The organism is Lactiplantibacillus songbeiensis (assembly GCF_005405125.1).
In the GTDB taxonomy this organism is placed as follows: domain Bacteria; phylum Bacillota; class Bacilli; order Lactobacillales; family Lactobacillaceae; genus Lactiplantibacillus; species Lactiplantibacillus songbeiensis.
The window spans coordinates 1-19217 of the sequence record NZ_BJDL01000013.1 but is presented as its reverse complement, the minus strand read 5'-3'; the positions used below and the strand labels follow the sequence as shown (position 1 = coordinate 19217).

Sequence of the window (19217 nt, the reverse complement as noted above, 5' to 3'; positions counted from 1 at the left end):
TGCACCCCCGGTTACTAACGGCCTATGCTTGATACGTGATAACACTGCCAACTTTAAGTTGTGGCATGGTCGCTGGTGCTAAATAAATCCCGTTTTGCATCGGCTTTTTGGGTACAGCCGTAAAATACAGCGTGGCATGCCCAATTGAATTTAAGTTGGCATTAACAAGTTCGCCAGCATACGCGACCGTATAGGCTTGGTCATCAATTTTAATGGTACTGCCAATCGCCACTGTCATCGGTTCATGTGTAGCTTCAAACGTTTGAATCACCGCAATATTTTGAATTGCCGCGGTCGCTGTTTCGTCGAAGAAAATTAAAATGGGTTCGTGCTCAGAAATTGCTTGGTCCCCAATAGATTGTACGGTTGCACTCACTGCCATGTTTACAGAACTCCATTCTTTAATTTAAGTTGGCTTAATTGTAGCATAGCGCCCCGCCCTTTCGCCACTTTGGGACCGTTTTCAGTTAGGTGGTTTATGCTATAATTAACCTTAGGACTGATTCAACCATCAGTCATCTGTCACTCAAGGAGGTTGAGCGTCTTATGCAAGAACCGCTCTTATTTGGAACCTATACTAAAAAAACAAGTCAAGGCATCTATGCCGGGACTTTAGATACAACTGAAAAAACGTTAACCATGACCGGGCTGGTCACCAAAACAGCCAACCCAACTTACCTCGCCTTATCAGCCAAGAATCGCCTTTACAGCGTTGTCAAAGCTAGTGATGACGAAGGTGGCGTGGCAGCCTGGCAATTAGCCAATCAAACTGCTACTCGCTTAAATGAAGTGATTGCCCCCGGGACGCCACCTGCTTACGTTGCCGTTGACGAAGCCCGGCAATTGGTCTACAGCGCTAATTACCATAAAGGCACTGCCAGTGTCATGCACATCGCGACCAATGGTGAACTCACTTTGGTCGATCAAGTGACGCATACTGGCAATGGGCCCCGGCCAGAACAAGATGGCTCACACATCCATTATACGGACTTAACCCCAGATAACCGGTTAGTCGCCATTGACTTAGGTAGCGACACGGTCTATGTCTACAACGTTAGCGATACTGGCAAGCTCAGTGCCCAGTCAACGTTAAAGATGGCCCCAGGTTTTGGTCCCCGGCATCTGGTCTTTGCCCCCGATGGTCAACACGCCTTTTTAGTGGGCGAATTATCCAGCAACGTCGCGACCTTAGCTTATGACCCAGCGACCGGTAGCTTCCAGCAATTAGACGTTGTCACCACCATTCCAGCTGATTACACTGCTCATAATGGGGCTGCGGCCGTTCGTTTGAGTCGTGATGGGCAGTTCCTTTATGTGTCTAATCGGGGCTACAACTCCTTAGCCGTCTTCCAAGTGCAAGCAGACTTTAAGTTGACCCTCATTCAACAAATCAGTACTGAAGGCGACTTTCCTCGCGACTTTGCGTTAGACCCAACCGAAGCGTTTATCGTTGCGGTTAACCAGAATACGGATAACGCCACTTTATATGCACGTGACCTTGAAACTGGTCAATTGACGTTACTTCAAAAAGATGTTACCGTCCCAGAAGGCGTTTGCGTCTTATTCTCAAAGTAAAGGATGACAATTTAAATGGTCTTAAAAGAAGTCGCATTAGAAAACTACACAAATATCCCGGCCGCTATCGCTGCGGGAGCCCAACGAATCGAGTTAAATGACAATTTAGCCGTGGGTGGGACCACCGTTAGCCGTGGCGTGATGGCCGAAGCCGCTAAGTATACCCAAGAACACGGCGTTACTTTGGTTACGATGATTCGCCCACGCGGTGGTAACTTCGTTTATAACGATACTGAGTTAAAAATTATGGAAGCCGACTTATTGCAAGCCCAAGCGTTGGGCGTTGACGGCGTGGCATTAGGGGCCTTAACCAAAGATGGTCAACTTGATACTGAAGCCATGGCCCTCCTCGTGGGTGCGGCTGGTGGCATGAGCGTCACTTTCCATATGGCCTTTGATGCCTTAGCTGCTGATCAACAAGCTGCGGCCATCGATTGGTTAGTTGCCCATGATGTTGAACGCATCTTAACCCATGGTGGACCATTAACCACGCCAATTGCTGATTGTTTACCACAATTACAGGCCACCATCAAGTTAGCAGCCGGTCGGATTCAAATCTTACCTGGCGGCGGTATTACAGCAGATAATGTGGCTCGTATTACCACGGCGCTGAATGTACCTCAAGCACATGGGACCAAGATCATCGCCTATTAGCTTAATTTCGACTTAATTGATCAAAAAAGACGCTGAAAACACCCTTAAATGAGTGTTTTCAGCGTCTTTTTAGACTGTTTTACCGCATTAAATCAACAATATCTTGTGGTAACGGTGCAAAAGTCGTTAAGTCTTTCTGTAAAAATGGATCATAAAAGCTTAATTGCATGCAATGGAGCGCCTGACGATCAATCCAGGGATTACGGGGACCCCCATACAACCTATCGCCAATCAACGGATAGCCCGCCGCCGCAAAGTGGACCCGAATCTGATGAGTCCGCCCCGTGTGTAAGCGCACTTTAACCACGGTTCGATCAGCTAGCCGCCGCACGACCCAGTATTCCGTTAAGGATGGGCGACCATCTGGCGTAATCGTTCGCTTGATAAATGACCCCGGCGCACGACCAATCGGCTGATCTAACCAACCATGATCCGCGGGCAAGACACCACTGACAACCGCCAGATACATCTTACGCATCGCATGGGTCTTGAGCTGCGCATCGATAATCGAGTGGGCAAAGTGATGTTTGGCAAATAACACGATACCACTCGTATCTCGATCCAGCCGCGTCGTTATGTGGACGACTTGATTTTCATAGGCCCGCGCTTGGTAGTACCCCTTGACCCGATTAGCCAAGGTGTTTTCTGGCAGATGATGCGCTGGCACGGAAGCAACCCCGGCTGGTTTATTCGCAATCAAGTAATCACGATCTTCATACAAAATATTCAGCGGTAAATCAGAGCCACCCAAAAAATCGTTACCGATCTCAACGGGGGTCACCATGGTCACCTTTTCGCCACCAGTCAACACATGAATCGCTAAGACCGGCTGATCATTGACCAAGATAGCCCCGCCATGATATTTCACTTTTTTTAATAAACTACGCGTCACGCCATGTTGTGACAACAACGTCTTGACCTTCATCGGTGCCGTTGCGGTATTCTGCCACGTAAATCTCATTGGTCTTCTTCCAAACCAATGAAGGACGTCTCAACCCGTTGCCAGAAACGATTATGCCGATGTTGGGCAAAGGCAATCCGGCGATTCGCAATCGAGTAGCGAATTTGTTGAATCGGACGTGGCTGCGTATCCATTTGATCGGCCGTAAAGATAAAATGCGACTGCTGCTGTGGCTTAATCGTAATGGTTTCGTACGGTGCGACAATCACGGGCGACCCTAACGTTCGGAACACTCGGTTATTGATCGAGGCAATTTCAGCCATTTGTAACGCATCTAAGCGCGGATGAATGACGGCGCCACCAACGGATTTATTATAAGCCGTTGACCCCGTGGGCGTTGAGACACACAGTCCGTCGCCACGGAAACGTTCGAATAATTCATCCTGAATATACACATCCGCAACCATCGTACTACCAAGTTTCTTTAACGTGGATTCATTTAACGCTAAATAATGATCCGTTTCACCCGTATCCGCGTACGTAATCTCAACGGATAAGAGCGGATACGTCACACTCTGGCCATTATCATCCTTCAACCCAGCAATGAGTTGATCGATTTCATAGTCGCGCCAATCGGTATAAAAGCCCAAATGCCCCGTATGCACACCGACAAAACGAACTTGATCAACCATATCACTATAATGATGGAACGCTGATAACAGTGTGCCATCGCCCCCGACTGATAAGACGAGATCTGGTGCGTAGTCGTCAATTTCAAAACCAGCCGCAGTCAACTTTGTATGTAGCTCAGTGGCGACTTTTTTGGACTTTGGGTTAGAATTCGCATAAATCGTTACTTTCATCATGAGTCTTGATCTTCTTTCGTTGCGCTATCATCATCGGTTTGAGCCCCTTTACCGTAAGAAAACAAACTCTGCGCTTCTTGGATTTCTTCACGAATTTCTGACATTTCTTTATCTAAACTAAAGGCCGCCTCCGCCGCTCGCTGTAACCGCTGGCTAAGGTTTTCTGGAAAGTCACCTTGATATTTGTAGTTTAACGAATGTTCAATCGTCGCCCAAAAGTTCATTGCTAATGTCCGGACTTGAATTTCCGCTAAAATCTTCTTTTCACCACCGACCATCTGCACCGGATATTCAATCACAATATGATACGACCGATAACCAGATGGCTTTTCGTTACTGATATAATCACGTTCTTCTAAGATCGTCATATCAGTCCGCTTCCGTAATAAGTCGACCACTTGATAAATATCCTCGACGAATTGACACATAATGCGCAACCCAGCAATATCTTGCATATCTTGTTCCAAGCGATCAGCCTGAACCTTACGCCGGAGCATCTTTTCTTTAATGCTATCAACCGGTTTCACGCGCCCCGTTACAAACTCGATCGGTTCATGCTGGTTCAAATCGCGAAACTGTTTCCGCATTCCCCGTAGTTTAACTTTCAATTCATCAACGGCTTGTTGATAAGGTAATAAAAAATGGTTCCAGTCTTCCATCAGGGCACCTCCGTTTCAAATCCATACCTTTAAAATTTTACCATATTTTCCCAGAATAAAAAGCAATCGCTTCCTGGTTTAACAATTCACATTAACAACTTAACCAACAGCGCTTTCAAGAGCAAATTACTTTACGAATGGGGTAAATCGGTGCATGATGACAGTCGAAGGTTTAATTCAAATGACCGCTTAACAGGCCATTATTAAGATAAATGATGAATTTAAAAACTTGCAAATACTAAGTAACCTTGGTATTCTGCACTATGACGCGAAAAGAGAAAGTGGAGGAATTATGACGTGTTAGAAGTGTATTTATTTGTAAATCCGCTAGGAGAACAATGTGTCCGTGATGAACAAAATGTCTTACGCCTGGCCAACGATTCGGATAAGCAAATTCAATTCCAATTCGTACCATTATTGAATATCAATATCATCCAAAAAGCCATGCAACGCCAAGGATTAAAAGCAACTGACTGGCAAGCGCAAAATCACCAGTCACAACAGTTGTATCGTATTATTTTGGACTATAAAGCTGCCCTTTTTCAAGGCAAAAAACGCGGCCGCAATTTCTTGATTGCGATGCAGGATGCCCTTTTAAAAGCCGGCCAACGTTATTCTGAAGATTTGGTCACGGCAGTTGCGGAACGCTGTAAAATTGACTTAGATATGTTTATGGAAGACCGCAATAGTGATTTAGCCAAGCAAGCCTTTCATGCCGATCAACGGCTGGCTTCTGAGATGAACATTACCGCTGCATCATCAGCAGTGGTCTTCGACTGCGATCATTACGATTATGGCGTTTTGCTGGAACACTTTAATTACGCGACCTTATTTGACCTCGTTAATGGTCAATTAGATCCATTTGATGAATTAGCTCAGCATACCAACTGTGCTAACTTAGATGGTACACAATTGCACGTCTTATAGGTCACCTTATCGTACGACCCGTTATTGCAATTATTCTGACATAATAAAAAGGACCCGCTCATAGCAGCGGGTCCTTTTTTGACTAGATACAGCCTTAATTCGTCTTAATTAACTGTTCAAATTCTGTTAACCGTTGTTCAAATACCTTAAAGGCATCGGCCAAATAATCGGTCTTGGTCATATCAACGCCAGCATTACGCATCACTTCAATTGGGAACTCTGATGAGCCGGCTTGTAAATAGCCCAGATACTTTTTAACTGCCCCCGGTTGTTTCGTCGAAATACCATGTGCTAATGTCGACGCAGCGGCAAAGCCAGTCGCATATTGATAGACATAGTAGTTGTAATAGAAATGCGGAATCCGCGCCCATTCATCCGCAATCTGGGGATCACTAACAACGGCGGTGCCGTAATACCGTTGATTCAATTGCAAATAATAAGTCGACATGCGATCGGCAGTTAAGGGCCGACCTGCCGCAGCCTCCTCATGAATCCACTGCTCAAATTCAGCAAATTGGGTCTGCCGGAACAAGGTTCCTTTGAAGCCATCCAAATAATAATTCAAGACGTAGGCGCGGACTTTCGGATCCGTCTCAGTGGCTAATAAATAATTCGTCAGTAAATTTTCATTCGTCGTTGAGGCAATCTCAGCCACAAAAATCGAATAGTCGCCATACTGATACGGTTGATGATGTGTGGTTTCGTATGAATGCATACTATGACCCATTTCATGTACCAGCGTATACAGGTTATCAATATTGTCTTGCCAATTTAATAACATATATGGCGCCGTATCATACATTCCTGAAGAATACGCGCCACTGCGTTTGCCTTGGTTTTCGACCACATCGATCCAGCGTGAGTTAAAGGCCGTTTTGACATGTTTAATATAATCAGGGCCTAAAACTTTTAGTGCTTTTAAGGCAGTTGCTTGGGCTTGTTCATAGGTATAAGTCAATTCCGGCTTACCAGTCAACGGTGTGTACAAATCATACATATGCAAGACATCCACATCCATGATTGACTTACGCAGCGCCACGTAACGATGTAATAAATCTAGATGTTGGTCCACAGCAGTTACTAGTGAGTCATAAACCGTGGTCGGAATCTGATTAGCTGCTAAAGCAGCGGTCCGTGCATCGGGATAATGATGTGCTTGGGCGACGAAATTATGCACCTTCACTTGACTCGCTAAGGTCGAAGCTAAGGTCCGCCGAAATTGGTGATAGACCGAATACAACGCCGTAAAGGCTTCACGCCGAATGGCTGGTTCCGCCGACTCTAACAAGACGCTATAGACCCCTTGTGACAGCTTAACTGGCTGACCTTGTTCATCCTTCACCACCGGAAACTCAAAATCAGCATTATTTAAAACCCCAAACGTTTTGGCCGACGCATCAAAGATGTCACCGGCACCGGCTAATAAAGCTTCTTCATTTTCCGACAGGACGTGCCCTTTTTGGAGTCGAATCGTATCCAATAAGTGTCGATATGCCCGTAACTCAACGTTATCATCCAAATACGTATCCAATTGAGCGGGGGTCAATGTCAAGATGGCCGGTTCTAACCAAGCCGTGGCGGCTGACACTTGAGCCGTTAAGCTACTGGCTTGTTCGTCTAATGCTTGATTCGTACTGTTACCAGTATCCTGATCACTCTTTAAACTTGCATAGACGGCGACCTTTTCTAAGCGACGATATAACCCCAAAACGCCTTCGATCCCAGCTAAGACCGTGGCGGCATCGGTCGTAAAATCGGCTTTCAAGTCCGTCATTGTCGCTAAGTCCGCCTTAACTTGGGCGACATCCGCCTCATACGCAGCTTGATCCGCATAAATCTTCGTTAAATCCCAGGTCAGTGCTTCAGGAACGGCTGACCGCGTTGGTAAATGTTTAGTTGCTACCATGCTAGTCTTGGCTACCGTGCTTAGCGACCTTGACCACTAGGTGATCAGGGGGTGGCATCACGGTAGCGCTCCTTTCAATTTTAGTTAGCGGTGGTTACCGCCGACAACGTGTCTGGTCCATTCATCATCGCTACTTGCCCACCCGATGGTCAACCAAACACGGTTCATATTACTTAGATTAACACATTATCGACCGTTCGCGCTGATTGACCATCGCATTTAATGCCGTTTCCAGCGCAATTGTTGGCTATTCAATCGCCAACCAGTTGGAACTGCCGTAATCACTTGTCGCGTTACTAATTCTGCTAATAAGTCATGCACAAGCTGCTGTTGCAAGGCATCGGCCCCATTTAAACAACTGACGGGCGCTAACAAGGGCGTTAATTCTGCTTGCAATAGCTGTTGCAGCCTCACTGTTGATAAAATTAACGGTTCCAATCGTAACCGAACAAACACATGTAAATACCAACTCAAATAAGGACCGGCCAAGATTGGTACCTTAGCTATCATTGGATAGACCCAATCAGGCATCGTTGCGACAGTCCCACCATGCTGATAACAAAAACGCTGTAAAGCTACGACTTGCGGTTGTTGGCCTAACCTGCCTAGGGTTAAGCGGCGCTGATAGGCCTGATAGTGATTGGCCACAACTGTTGGTATTGTGAGTTGTGGCCGATAATGCAGCAAATCCGGCACCGTCGTACGTTGGACTGGAAAGTAGTGGCGTTGCAAATGCAACGGATCACCATCACAACTCAATAAGTTTAAATCTAATTGTAATTGCGGCCCCGTCACATCCCAAAAGACCAAATAACAGCCCCACTGCGGTGAATATTGCAGAAACTTTAAGGCTTTGGCATGGGACCGCAGTCGACCACTAACATGATACGGTGACCCCAATACCCATAAAACCCGGTAACCATGTTGTCGATACCCCTGCGTCCGTTCAGCCAACCGCGTCACACTCAGCGGTGAGCATTGGAATTCTAAGGCTAACGGCGGTTGTGAACCTTGTTGGACGAGGACATCTGGACGCTGATGCAATGCTGGCAAGGCCGCTTCAATCTGGACGGTATACCCGCTAGCTTGGAACCACGCCGCTAATTGTTGCTTCCCGAGTAGGTGTTCAGCCGTCTCCCCTTCAGAAAAAGTCTGGCAGGCTGCCGCTTGATGCGCAAAGTGGGCAGCCATCACGCGGCCACGCTTTAATCGAACCATTCCTTGGCAACCCGGACAACGATACTTAGCCTGCCGCGTTGCATCGGCCGCTAAGATTAAGTGGTCCTGCTGATCTTGAGCCATTAACATCTGAACCTCACCGCCTTTTACTACTAGTTACGGTAAACTTGACCGTCTCCTGTTAAAAAAGTAGCATAAAAAAGCCGCTACCAATTAAGGTAACGACTTAGGCCATTATTTAAAGTAATGGCGTACGGTTTCTAAAGCGGCATTGGACATGACTTTTTCACCATGTTCCAATAACACATCCGCAGTGACTTTCGTTTGATGCGCATATTCCAAAGCAACAGCCACATCATCTTGAATCACCCCAGTTGAGGATTGATCAACGAAAAAGACTAGTTCTAAGTAGTATTTATCGCGATACTTAAACAAGTTGGATGCTAACCCATCGGGCCGGAACATTTGTGCTAACGAAATCACATCTTCAAAGCTGTCAAACTGTAGCACAAATTCTTTAGTTGGTGTATCTGGATCTTCGATATAAGGATCTAAATCATTCGTATCCTTAGTCTGATTATGTTGTACACCCTGAGACTGATCACTACTATCGGTGTCAGTCTGCATTAATTTTCGTTTCAAATAATCTGAAACATCATCTTGCATACTTTGATCCGACGATTGATTAGGCTGGGTCGCCTTAGCAATCGTGTCTTGCAAGTTTTCACTATTCTTACTGATAAAAAGTTCCAAGCCATTCCGATTTGGTAAAACTTGGAATGTAACCGCATCATTATCTTGAAATTGATGATCAACATCAACTTCCTCTAAGATGCTATAAAAAAAGCTTTCAATTTGTTTATGATTCCCTAGTAAATCCAACACGCGAATGCCGCGTTCATTGAGATCATCGTTGCCGATCAGAACTCGAATCGTATCTTCATTGATTCGTTCCATCTCCATTACAGATCCACCCCTTTCTAAGTGTCAAGGGCCATAATCACTATCACAATTCTAACTTATTTCAGCGGATTGTAAAGTAATCTATCTGAAAACTAAAAAATTGACTAGGTTCGTCACCACACTAGTCAATTCAGTACTTAGATGCTGGCCAAATGCCACACTTTTTCTAATTCCAATGTTCGAACCCGGCGTGGTAAAAAGCGGCGGATTTCATCCTCATTATAACCGACCTGTAGCCGTTTATCATCTAGCATGATTGGCCGGCGTAGGATGCTCGGTTCCCGACTGATTAAATCATAGAGTTGCGTCAACGATAAATCATCAATATCAACATTCAGGCGCTGAAAGGCCTTGGAACGTGTCGAAATAATTTCTTCAGTCCCATCTTCGGTCATTTGTAAAATGCCTTTAATTTCATCGATTGAAAGTGGTGTGGTAAAAATATTCCGTTCTTCAAAGTCAATGGCATGCAGCCGTAACCAAATCTTTGCTTTCCGACATGACATGCAGCTTGGTGATGTATATAAAGTAACCATAAAATTAGTTTCCTCCTTATTGCGTCGCCAACATTACAACTTTGCTTCAAATATTATTATATATTATTTACTAACGTTTGTGAACACTTTTTTAAAAACTAATTTAGACTTATTCTAACCACTAATAGACAATTATTTATTTTATGTTTCTTTATCTATACATATAGTTATATTTGAGCAAATTACGTCGCTTACTAAGTAGTGTGCAATTTAGATTTTGCTTATTATTTTTATAATTGTAAGTCCCCTAAAATGTAAAAAAAGAGACTAAGTCCACTTAGTCTCTTAATCACCCTTATAATGTTAATTGTAAATATTTCTGTGCCACCACAACCGTGACCCCGGTACCAGCTGTTGTTTGGGCCTCATGCCGTAACTGTTCAAAATCAACATCTTGTGGCAAGTGTGTTAACAACAATTGCTTAACGTGGGCAGCCTTGGCAATTTCACCAGATTGAGCGGAGGTCATATGCCAGATTTTACCCGTTTTATCGGCGCCAAAGTTCGTATCGGTCATCAATAACTGTGATCCTTCCGCAAAAGTGGCCAGTTCTGGGATATAAGCCGTATCAGCTGAGAACGTCAACTGTTGCCCGGTTGCCCGTTCCACAATTTTCACTGCAAATGCGGGGACCGGATGTTTCGTCTTGAGAAAAGTCACATCGAACGGTCCAATCTGATTCACAGCAGCTGGATCATAAGCACGGCCAACCGTTGCGCCAGCCCATGTTAAGGCCCCAAAGTTTAAGGGATCCTCAGTATGCCCATAAATTGGCAAGATTGGCGTTTTACGATCTCCTTGGCGTAATTGCCAATAATATTGTAAGACCCCCACATCGGCAGTATGGTCGTGATGATAGTGACTCAATAAGACGGCATCTAATTGTAAAGGATCTAAAATTTCTTCTAAGGCGTTCAAAGCCCCGGACCCACAATCGAGCAATAATTGATAGCGTCCCGCAGTAACAAGATAAGCGCTCGTCCCAACGCCATCATACGGATACCCACCGTAATAACCTAAAACTGTAACTTTCATCATGAAACCTCCATTTGAATGCAAACAATCAAAACCGGATTGCCAACGACTTACCTTCATTTTAACCCAATCTAAAAAATAATTGAAACCGTTCAGCGACTTGTTTTCAATTATTTTCGAAAACACGTATAATGATAATTGTAATAACTAAGGAGTGATATTTGATGAGTGGAAAGATTTCAGCAACTTTTGGGACGCGTAAAATTTTAACCATGATCCAACAAAAGCATGCGGACCGTGATTTATTATTAATGCAAGCCAATGCCACTGAAGATCGTTACATGTTACTCGACTTGAGCGGTGAAAAGTCCGTCTTTTCAAGTCCAGTTTCTTATGATGTTTTATTGAACAAAGGTACTGCCGATTGGCATGGCATAACCAGTTTTATTTTTATGGACTTACCAATTGAAGAACAAAAAGTCTTTAATTCTAAGTTCAGCGCTTTCCGAACCGAATATGAAAAGCCTAATGGGTTAAAACATTTCATGATCTTACGGGAAGCCAAAAATGACGCCGCCTTTGTCATCGTCACTAATTGGCATAGCGATTCTGAATATGCCGTCTGGTTACGGAGCGCTTCATTTAAGCCATTCGCGAAGTACACCACTGCTGACTTTGACTACCACGAAAGCCGTTACGCCTTCGTTCGGTCCTTAAAATCATAGCCTTGACTTAATGCAAGGTTGTCTAAAGCTATCTTGAAATTAACTTTCAAGGTAGTTTTTTTTATGTAGACGAAGCTTGGTGCTAGTCAGCTTAAGTTGCCACTCTGGTTGGACCAGAATCGGCGTTAATTACCAGATAGTTATCTTTTAGCCAACCGGCAAGCGGCAATTTTAACTAGTACCAAGCATATGTATGCGAGCTCAACTGCAGCTTCAATTGATTTGAATGATTAACGATCAGCTGATGACGATCAACCAAAAAGTGCTAATGCGCAATGAATTTCTTTCATTGGCATTAGCACTCACTGGACTGAATAGAATCTGACGGACTATCTGTGGTCATGATTTTCACTTCCTTATTTACTTGTTTGCCTAATTAATCGCTAGCATTTGCGCTAAACAATCAGCCGGCATATTTAATTCGCGCAACCGCAGTAAGGTTTGCATTAACTCAACATACTCGGTTTCTGTATAAAGTCGATTTTCAATATTAACTTGGTAATCATCGGCAATCGTTACGAGGTCCTGTCGCAATCGGTGTCGTACTTCATCAGCAGTTAGCATCACACTCACCTCCATTACTTACTCCCTATCATAACATACAAGGTTGCTGACAAAAGTCGGTCACCACCCTTTGATAATTGGTGACTTGTTTCTTTTGGTGCGTTCAATCCCGTTGGTTCGCACTTTGAAGCTGGTTTTAGTTAGTTAAAATTGCATGAGAATTATTATTCTGATAATTTATTAAATCGTTTTAATAAATTTCCCACCAGAAACCAGTCATAATAATATTTAATAACGATTATAATGTTTTTTCGGCTACCTGCACGCAGGCCTGTCCTCATCACCTTTTCATAAAAGTTGGCTAATTTTCTCACCTGTTCCCCATCAAAATCTGTGCTATACTGCAACTAACTTAATTATCGGAGGTGGGAAGGTTGCCAATAAGTCAATATATCGTGATTTTTTGCTTGATTGTCGTCATTAGTCTAATCGTCTATCTGCAGTACGCCCTAGGAGTGACGAAAGCTTCAGTCCGCAGCGCAGCCCTCTTACCGATTGGCTATGCCAGCTTCATGCTAATCATGACTGGTATCGTCGCTGGCTTTAATGCCAACAGTCTCTTATTCATCATCAGTCAATGGCTCGTGGCTTACTGGTTATACTGGCTCTACGAATGGGGTACTAAGCATCCCCAACAAGCCCGGCCAACAGCCTTAACGCTGATGCTTAAGAAACAAAAATAACTCAAAAATAGCGCCTTCGAATCAGCTGGTTAATCAGTTGATCCGAAGGCGCTTATTTAGGCTCATCACGACTTAGTCCGTCGTCGATTCTTGCTGGTTGTCGGCATCTTCATATTTAACCGTTTGTAAGTAACGATAAACACTCGGATCGGACACTTTAATAATTTTAGCCACTTCACTAACAGAATCTTTTAAAAGAAAATAACCTTGGTGATACAAATTTCGGACAATTTCAAGCTTTTCATTTTGCTTTAAATATTCCACCGAAACCCCATATTCGGCACAGACCGCCTGCGTCACTTCGCGAGCCAAGTCAGTGATTGAGGTCGTCAGATGTTCTGGCGCCACGGGAGACTCATGTGGTTCATCTGCATGGGCTTCTGCTTTCGGGGTGTTGCGATGGGCAACATTTAGATGTTTATAATCTTGCATAATTTTAGTCACTTGTTGCTGTAGCTCATCTAAGTCACTTTCATCCGTATTAATACAAATCATCCCAACAATTTCACCATCTAGCCGCAAGAAATACGTCGATGACCGCATTGGATATTTGCCATGAGTCACACCTTTATAATTCGCTAAGTAGTCGCGTTTCTCGGCCCGGCCAGCTTTCATCGTGCGTAAAGCCAAATCAGTCGCCGGATCGCCAACTTGCCGGTGTGAAATATGTGAATTGCGAATAGCGACGACCGAATGATCCAGATCTAATAAGTCATTCAACACGACCTCACTATTAGGCCCCAAAATATCGGCTAAAAAGTCCACGAATGGAATAAATTCTCGAATATAAGCTTGTTTCGCTGATAACGTTTTTTTCATGTCACTCACCTCACTAAAGATAGCCCCCACCTGATAACTCAACCATGACTGTCAATCATATGATACTATTTTATCACAATAATAATGTTAGCGTATACAACGATAACTAACAAAAAAGACCATGACCACTAGATAGCCACCGTCTTTCCACTTGGATTAAGCTTTAGCTTGGGCTTTACCAAAAATCTTTTCTTCCATACGAATGGCAGTTGGCGTTGCTGCTAAGCCCCCCAGGCCGGTTTCCCGTAAAGCTCTAGGCAAGCCCTTACCAACTTTATCCATCGCCATAATCACTTCATCGGCTGGAATCTTATTGGTACAGCCCGCCAATGCCATATCAGCGGCAATTAACGCATTGCTAACCCCGATAGCATTCCGTTTTACGCACGGTAATTCAACTAAGCCAGCGACTGGATCACAAACTAGCCCTAATAAATTACTGATGGCCATCGCCAAAGCTTCGGCACTCTGTTCAGCGGTCCCGCCAGCAATTTCAACCGCGGCCGCGGCCCCCATCGCTGAAGCACTACCGACTTCCGCTTGGCAGCCACCCGTGGCACCAGCAATACTAGCGTTATTAGCAATCACCATACCATAGGCCCCCGCCGTAAATAAGAACTGAATCATCTGATCACGGGTCAAGTCCAAGCGATCTTGCAAAGCAAAGACCACGCCAGGTAATGTCCCAGTTGAGCCAGCAGTTGGCGTTGCACAAACCACCCCCATCGCCGCATTGACTTCATTCGTTGAAATCGCGTTTTGAACGGCTTGCATCATCACGTCACCAGATAAGGTGTGCCCGGTTTGCCGATATTTCTTTAGTAATACCGCTTCGCCACCCGTTAAACCGGTCGTCGAATAAACCCCGTCACCCGCAGCGCCTTTTTTAACAGCGGCTTCCATGACGTCTAAGTTACGCCCCATCGTATGCCAGACTTCTTCTCGTGTACAGTTCGAAGTCGCCATTTCTTGTGCAATCATTAATTCATAGACCGGTTGGTGCTGGGTCATTGATGCTGATACTAGTTCAGCGATACTCATATACATGTTCGTCACCCCTATAAGTAAACCATCGTCGTGTGATTTTCGGCCAGCTTAGTAATTTCTTCGTGTTTTAAGCGCCGATCCAAGTCGTATTCATACATATTGCCACGGGCAGTCTGATAACGTTGTTGATCATTCACTTTGGTCAAATCTGCCAACTGTTTCGTCACATTTTGATGATCATTTTCACCGCCCTGGACTAATAAGATTGGGAGTGGCCCTTTCGGCTTAATATCAAAACCGTCCATCTTAATCTCACGAATTTCGATTGTCCCACCACCGATTGAACAACCCGCGACTGTCACTTTCTTACTATCATTTTCCAGATCAACAATCGCGGTATTCGGATGCTTGATTGGACTATCGCCGGCTTCTTCAATAAACGTAATGGTAATTCCTTGATCCCGGGCTAGCCCAATCGCGTAAGGCACGCGACTGTCATCCGGATCAAAGCCTAATACGCCACTGATAATCGCATAATCGGTACCATGCCCTTTGTGCGTCTGGGCAAATGATTCATAATAATGAATGACGATTTCGGTCGGTTTATCTTTAAAAATACTGTTGGCAGCGCGGCCAATGGCACAGGCCCCGGCAGTATGCGAACTTGAGGGTCCAATCATAATTGGCCCAATAATATCAAAAACACTTTTATAATTAACTGTCATTGTTGTCAACCTCCATTTAAATCATGCCTTGGTCTATTAAGCTTTTGCTGGTGCTGCCGCTGCTGGTGCCTCGACTTGATCAGTAGCACGGACTTCAGCGACGGTATGAATTTTAAAGTTTTTAAAGATCCAAGCGCCAATGTAGGCCCAGATCGTACTGTTAATAAAGATCAAACTAACGGCAATTAAGACTTTCACGACGGAATTCATCCCAAAGGCGACAATCAGTCCAGCCCACGGGGTTGCCATCCCGGTCACATTGATGACCAAGCCTAACGCGGTCACGATAATCCCATTAACCGCTCCCGCCAGTGCGTTGGTTACAAAGATTGGCACCGGATTCGCCGCAATCACATCAATCTGCGTTAACGGTTCAATCGTAACGGCCAAAGTCGTTGATTTGTCACCAAACTTCATCTTCCGAAAGAAGCTAAGGTTTAAGAAAGAATTCCCCGTACACCCTAGTGCCCCAATCGCCATCGGTACCCCGGTCAAGCCAATCAAACTGGTTAAGACCATCGAAGATAGCGGCGTCATCCCGACTAATGGAATGATTGCCCCTAAAACGGCCCCCATGACATAAGGGTTACCTTTTGTAGCTGTTATAATTGTCCCACCAATCGTGTTCAAAATCATTAAAACTACCGGTGAAATTAGCCCCGCAACGAAATTTACTAAGATTGGCCCAACCAACACGATGATAATCAGGTCTAAACCGTCTGTCACGCGCTTTTGAATTTCTTTAATTAAGAAAGAAACCAAATAAGCGGCAATAAAAGCAGGTAATAATTTAACTTTCAATAAGGAAACCCCGAGTAGGATGGCAAAAACTGGATTAATCCCAAAAGCTAATGGCACTAACGCTCCAGCCGCTAAGCCGCCTAACGACCCCATCGTATCACCAATTTGTTTGACAAAATCCAGATGGAACACCCCACCAATGGCGTAGCTGAGAAACGCTTGCGGTAAGAACGTGGCACAAGCTGCCCCCGAAAGTGCACTGACTGCCTTTTGACCTTGGGGTGCTTTAAATGTAAATAACGTCATCACCGCGATCACACTGAGTAATACTAAGACGCCTAAAATTATTTGCATGATAAATCCTCCTCATTTATGAATCCCATTAACGTTGAAAAATTGCTAAAGCTTTAATAATTTGTATTGTCGTTGATGGAAGCCCTTTCATTTATGATAAAAGATTATCATCAATATAGATTTTATGCATGTGAAGTTTATGTCAATTGCTCATTAACTAAGCCCCTAAATGAAAACAAAGTGAGCAATTGATTAATACAATCGCCCACTTCGTTGATATTAAAGGATTTGTTGTTTAATTAAGTTACTAAGATAATAATTTATTCTCATAATAAATTTATTTCAGTTAAACCGTTTGTATAGCGTTGCAGCACCTTAGGAATCTTGACCGAGCCATCTGCTTGTTGATAGTTTTCTAAAATAGCCGCCACCGTCCGGCCAACCGCTAGTCCTGAACCATTCAAGGTATGCACATATTCAACACTTCCATCTGCTTTACGGTAGCGGATCATCGCCCGGCGCGCCTGGAAGTCCAAACAATTAGAACAAGAACTAATTTCCCGGTACACCCCTTGCTCTGGCATCCAAACTTCGATGTCATAAGTCTTAGCCGCTGAAAAACCGGTATCGCCAGTTGATAATTTAATAACATGGTAGGCCAAGCCTAATTCCCGTAAGACTTCTTCCGCATTATCCGTTAATTTTTCGAGTTCGGCTGCGGAATCTTCAGGTTTGCAATATTTCACCATTTCAACTTTATGGAACTGATGCATTCGAATCAAGCCACGGGTATCGCGACCGGCACTTCCCGCTTCAGAACGGTAACATGGGGTTAGCGCGGTAAAGTATGTTGGTAATTGGGCTTCTGTTAAAATTTCATTCGCATAATAATTAGTCAACGGCACTTCTGCCGTCGGAATCAATGTCATACCAGATGATTCCACCGTGTAAACATCTTCTTTAAACTTAGGAAATTGACCAGTCCCATACATCGTTTGGGCGTTCACCAAGTATGGCGGAATCACTTCATGGTAGCCCTGCTTTTGAGTATGCAAATCTAACATAAAGTTATAGACTGCTCGTTCTAGCAAAGCCCCAGCGTCCTTATAATAGACAAATCTAGCCCCCGCGACTTTTGCTGCCCGATCAAAGTCCAAGATACCTAAATCTTCACCAAGTTCCCAATGTGCTTTCGGTTTAAAATCAAATGTTGGAATTGTCCCATAGGTGCGCATCTCGACGTTGCTAGCTTCATCTGGCCCCACTGGCAGATCATCAGCCGGCAGATTAGGAAAACGAACGGCTAGATAGTTAAGCCGTTCATTCAGCTCGCTTTGGGCAACTTCTGCTTGTTTAATCTCAGTATTCATCGTTTTAACTTCAGCAATTAACGCCTGCCCAGCAGCGGTCTTAGGATCATTTTGGCTAACTTGCTGTGTCAATTGATTTTTCTGGCGCTTCAGACCTTCTATTTTAGTAATCGCCTCGCGATTTTGTTGGTCGAGGGCAAGATAAGTATCGACTTCAGCCGGATCAACCTTCCGTGTTTGCAACTTAGCCTTAACTAAGGCTGGATTTTGACGAACAAATTTAGCATTTAACATAATATAACTCCTCCTCATAAATAAAACGTCCCATAGTCTTGTTTAGACTATGGGACGTTGCTTAATCAACGTGGTACCACCCAATTTAATGCATACACATGCGCTCACGAGTATAACGTCTCACCGTGGCTTCTTATCTCGAAACCATGCGCTAAATGGTGGATTCACCAACCTCAACTTAACTAACTCCCACTAACCGTTAGCTCTCTAAATAAGTCCGTTGCTTACTGGCCATTATGATTGCGCTTTCATTACTCTCTTAATTTAACGTAACTAGTTATTAAAGTCAATAGAATTTTATCACTAATTTAAATAATTATTATCATGGTAAATCACTATCAAAGCTTTGTTATCAATTATGAGTGACTATTATAGTCCCTCAAACGCTAAGTCTAAATTACTGATTGAACCAAAGTTCTTCCCCGTACCACGCTGCTAAGAATTAAGTAAACCGCTTTTATCTGCTGAGATATGCTTACCTGATATTAAGGATTTTAATGCCACTTACACCCTTTCACTTAGCTCACTAAATTAACAGCTAAGCTTTAATATCTATCCGCATTCGACGCTAATTTAGATCGCACACTGTTGATCAAACAGGCTTCATTCAATTGCAGTTAGCAACTCACAGCAGTGTGTCAGTAAGGGGCTACATTGCTCACTATCGGCCCTGTTAGTTGAGAGAGAGTTACAACCAATCCCAATCAGTGGTCGTTTACTTCCTTGAAAAACCTGCTTAAATCTTATTTAGCAACGTTTAAGTCGCACTCCTATATCAATTACCCTACCGTGATGATAAGATGATGACCATGGTTAGGTCTTGATAGCTCACAATATTTTGGGTATGACAGATAACTTGGTTCTACAATATTTGGTGTTGATGGATTTCCCATCAACACCAATTTTTGTGTAAACTAAAAGGACACATCCTCA

The 19217-nt window shown here is 44.0% G+C and carries 20 protein-coding genes and 1 other annotated feature; of the genes, 5 read left to right on the top strand and 15 right to left on the bottom strand.

The window, feature by feature from the left end:
* Positions 1 to 22: 22 nt before the first annotated feature.
* Positions 23 to 382: a PTS glucitol/sorbitol transporter subunit IIA gene (locus tag FFM77_RS05660; protein ID WP_137634789.1), complete on the bottom strand. Its 360-nt coding sequence runs from the start codon at positions 380 to 382 to the stop codon at positions 23 to 25.
* Between the two features lie 164 nt (positions 383 to 546).
* Here FFM77_RS05660 and FFM77_RS05655 point away from each other — a divergent pair, with 164 nt between their 5' ends.
* Entirely contained in the window at positions 547 to 1575 is a 1029-nt protein-coding gene (locus FFM77_RS05655) for a lactonase family protein (protein ID WP_137634788.1), read from the top strand.
* Between the two features lie 15 nt (positions 1576 to 1590).
* Entirely contained in the window at positions 1591 to 2229 is a 639-nt protein-coding gene (locus FFM77_RS05650; RefSeq protein WP_137634787.1) for a copper homeostasis protein CutC, read from the top strand.
* Between the two features lie 79 nt (positions 2230 to 2308).
* Here FFM77_RS05650 and FFM77_RS05645 read toward each other — a convergent pair whose 3' ends face one another.
* Genes FFM77_RS05645 through yjbM form a run of 3 tightly spaced genes read right to left on the bottom strand, consistent with a single transcriptional unit; the run spans position 2309 to position 4658 of the window.
* Positions 2309 to 3190 (bottom strand): RluA family pseudouridine synthase, encoded by an 882-nt coding sequence (locus FFM77_RS05645; RefSeq protein ID WP_137634786.1) that lies wholly within the window; start codon positions 3188 to 3190, stop codon positions 2309 to 2311.
* On the bottom strand, positions 3187 to 3993 hold the full coding sequence (locus FFM77_RS05640) for an NAD kinase (protein WP_137634874.1): 807 nt from the start codon (positions 3991 to 3993) through the stop codon (positions 3187 to 3189). The genes FFM77_RS05645 and FFM77_RS05640 overlap by 4 nt, the downstream gene beginning before the upstream one ends.
* Positions 3993 to 4658: a GTP diphosphokinase gene (yjbM, locus tag FFM77_RS05635; protein ID WP_307722455.1), complete on the bottom strand. Its 666-nt coding sequence runs from the start codon at positions 4656 to 4658 to the stop codon at positions 3993 to 3995. The genes FFM77_RS05640 and yjbM overlap by 1 nt, the downstream gene beginning before the upstream one ends.
* Positions 4659 to 4952: 294 nt before the next feature.
* Here yjbM and FFM77_RS05630 point away from each other — a divergent pair, with 294 nt between their 5' ends.
* Complete coding sequence (locus FFM77_RS05630; protein WP_137634784.1) at positions 4953 to 5582, top strand: DsbA family protein; 630 nt, start codon at positions 4953 to 4955, stop codon at positions 5580 to 5582.
* Between the two features lie 94 nt (positions 5583 to 5676).
* On the opposite strand, the gene pepF is transcribed toward FFM77_RS05630, so the two are convergent.
* The 5 genes from pepF to FFM77_RS05605 form a co-directional block, all read right to left on the bottom strand.
* Positions 5677 to 7488, bottom strand: a complete 1812-nt coding sequence (gene pepF, locus FFM77_RS05625; protein ID WP_137634783.1) for an oligoendopeptidase F — start codon at positions 7486 to 7488, stop codon at positions 5677 to 5679.
* A gap of 219 nt (positions 7489 to 7707) precedes the next feature.
* Positions 7708 to 8790: a competence protein CoiA gene (locus FFM77_RS05620; RefSeq protein WP_223876787.1), complete on the bottom strand. Its 1083-nt coding sequence runs from the start codon at positions 8788 to 8790 to the stop codon at positions 7708 to 7710.
* Positions 8791 to 8901: 111 nt separating this feature from the next.
* Positions 8902 to 9630, bottom strand: coding sequence for an adaptor protein MecA (locus FFM77_RS05615; protein ID WP_137634781.1), 729 nt, complete (start codon positions 9628 to 9630; stop codon positions 8902 to 8904).
* A 137-nt stretch (positions 9631 to 9767) separates the two neighbouring features.
* On the bottom strand, positions 9768 to 10166 hold the full coding sequence (spxA, locus tag FFM77_RS05610; protein ID WP_137634780.1) for a transcriptional regulator SpxA: 399 nt from the start codon (positions 10164 to 10166) through the stop codon (positions 9768 to 9770).
* A 295-nt stretch (positions 10167 to 10461) separates the two neighbouring features.
* Positions 10462 to 11202 (bottom strand): MBL fold metallo-hydrolase, encoded by a 741-nt coding sequence (locus tag FFM77_RS05605; protein ID WP_137634779.1) that lies wholly within the window; start codon positions 11200 to 11202, stop codon positions 10462 to 10464.
* 164 nt (positions 11203 to 11366) lie between these two features.
* On the opposite strand from FFM77_RS05605, the gene FFM77_RS05600 reads away from it, so the two are divergent.
* Positions 11367 to 11867 carry an antibiotic biosynthesis monooxygenase gene (locus tag FFM77_RS05600; protein ID WP_137634778.1) on the top strand — a complete coding sequence of 167 codons (501 nt, stop codon included), beginning with the start codon at positions 11367 to 11369 and terminating at the stop codon, positions 11865 to 11867.
* Positions 11868 to 12239: 372 nt separating this feature from the next.
* Here the strand turns inward: FFM77_RS05600 and FFM77_RS05595 are convergent, their stop codons facing one another.
* Entirely contained in the window at positions 12240 to 12431 is a 192-nt protein-coding gene (locus FFM77_RS05595) for a hypothetical protein (protein ID WP_137634777.1), read from the bottom strand.
* Positions 12432 to 12805: 374 nt separating this feature from the next.
* Here FFM77_RS05595 and FFM77_RS05590 point away from each other — a divergent pair, with 374 nt between their 5' ends.
* Positions 12806 to 13114, top strand: a complete 309-nt coding sequence (locus tag FFM77_RS05590) for a hypothetical protein (protein WP_137634776.1) — start codon at positions 12806 to 12808, stop codon at positions 13112 to 13114.
* Between the two features lie 72 nt (positions 13115 to 13186).
* On the opposite strand, the gene FFM77_RS05585 is transcribed toward FFM77_RS05590, so the two are convergent.
* From FFM77_RS05585 to serS, 5 genes are all read right to left on the bottom strand, one after another.
* Positions 13187 to 13933: a helix-turn-helix transcriptional regulator gene (locus FFM77_RS05585; RefSeq protein WP_137634775.1), complete on the bottom strand. Its 747-nt coding sequence runs from the start codon at positions 13931 to 13933 to the stop codon at positions 13187 to 13189.
* Between the two features lie 156 nt (positions 13934 to 14089).
* Complete coding sequence (gene sdaAA / locus FFM77_RS05580) at positions 14090 to 14980, bottom strand: L-serine ammonia-lyase, iron-sulfur-dependent, subunit alpha (RefSeq protein WP_137634774.1); 891 nt, start codon at positions 14978 to 14980, stop codon at positions 14090 to 14092.
* A gap of 11 nt (positions 14981 to 14991) precedes the next feature.
* Entirely contained in the window at positions 14992 to 15645 is a 654-nt protein-coding gene (gene sdaAB / locus FFM77_RS05575) for an L-serine ammonia-lyase, iron-sulfur-dependent subunit beta (protein WP_137634773.1), read from the bottom strand.
* Between the two features lie 36 nt (positions 15646 to 15681).
* Entirely contained in the window at positions 15682 to 16740 is a 1059-nt protein-coding gene (locus FFM77_RS05570) for a PTS sugar transporter subunit IIC (RefSeq protein WP_137634772.1), read from the bottom strand.
* Between the two features lie 266 nt (positions 16741 to 17006).
* Positions 17007 to 18284, bottom strand: a complete 1278-nt coding sequence (serS, locus tag FFM77_RS05565; RefSeq protein ID WP_137634771.1) for a serine--tRNA ligase — start codon at positions 18282 to 18284, stop codon at positions 17007 to 17009.
* Between the two features lie 47 nt (positions 18285 to 18331).
* Positions 18332 to 18534: a binding site (T-box leader), on the bottom strand.
* Positions 18535 to 19217: the final 683 nt, after the last annotated feature.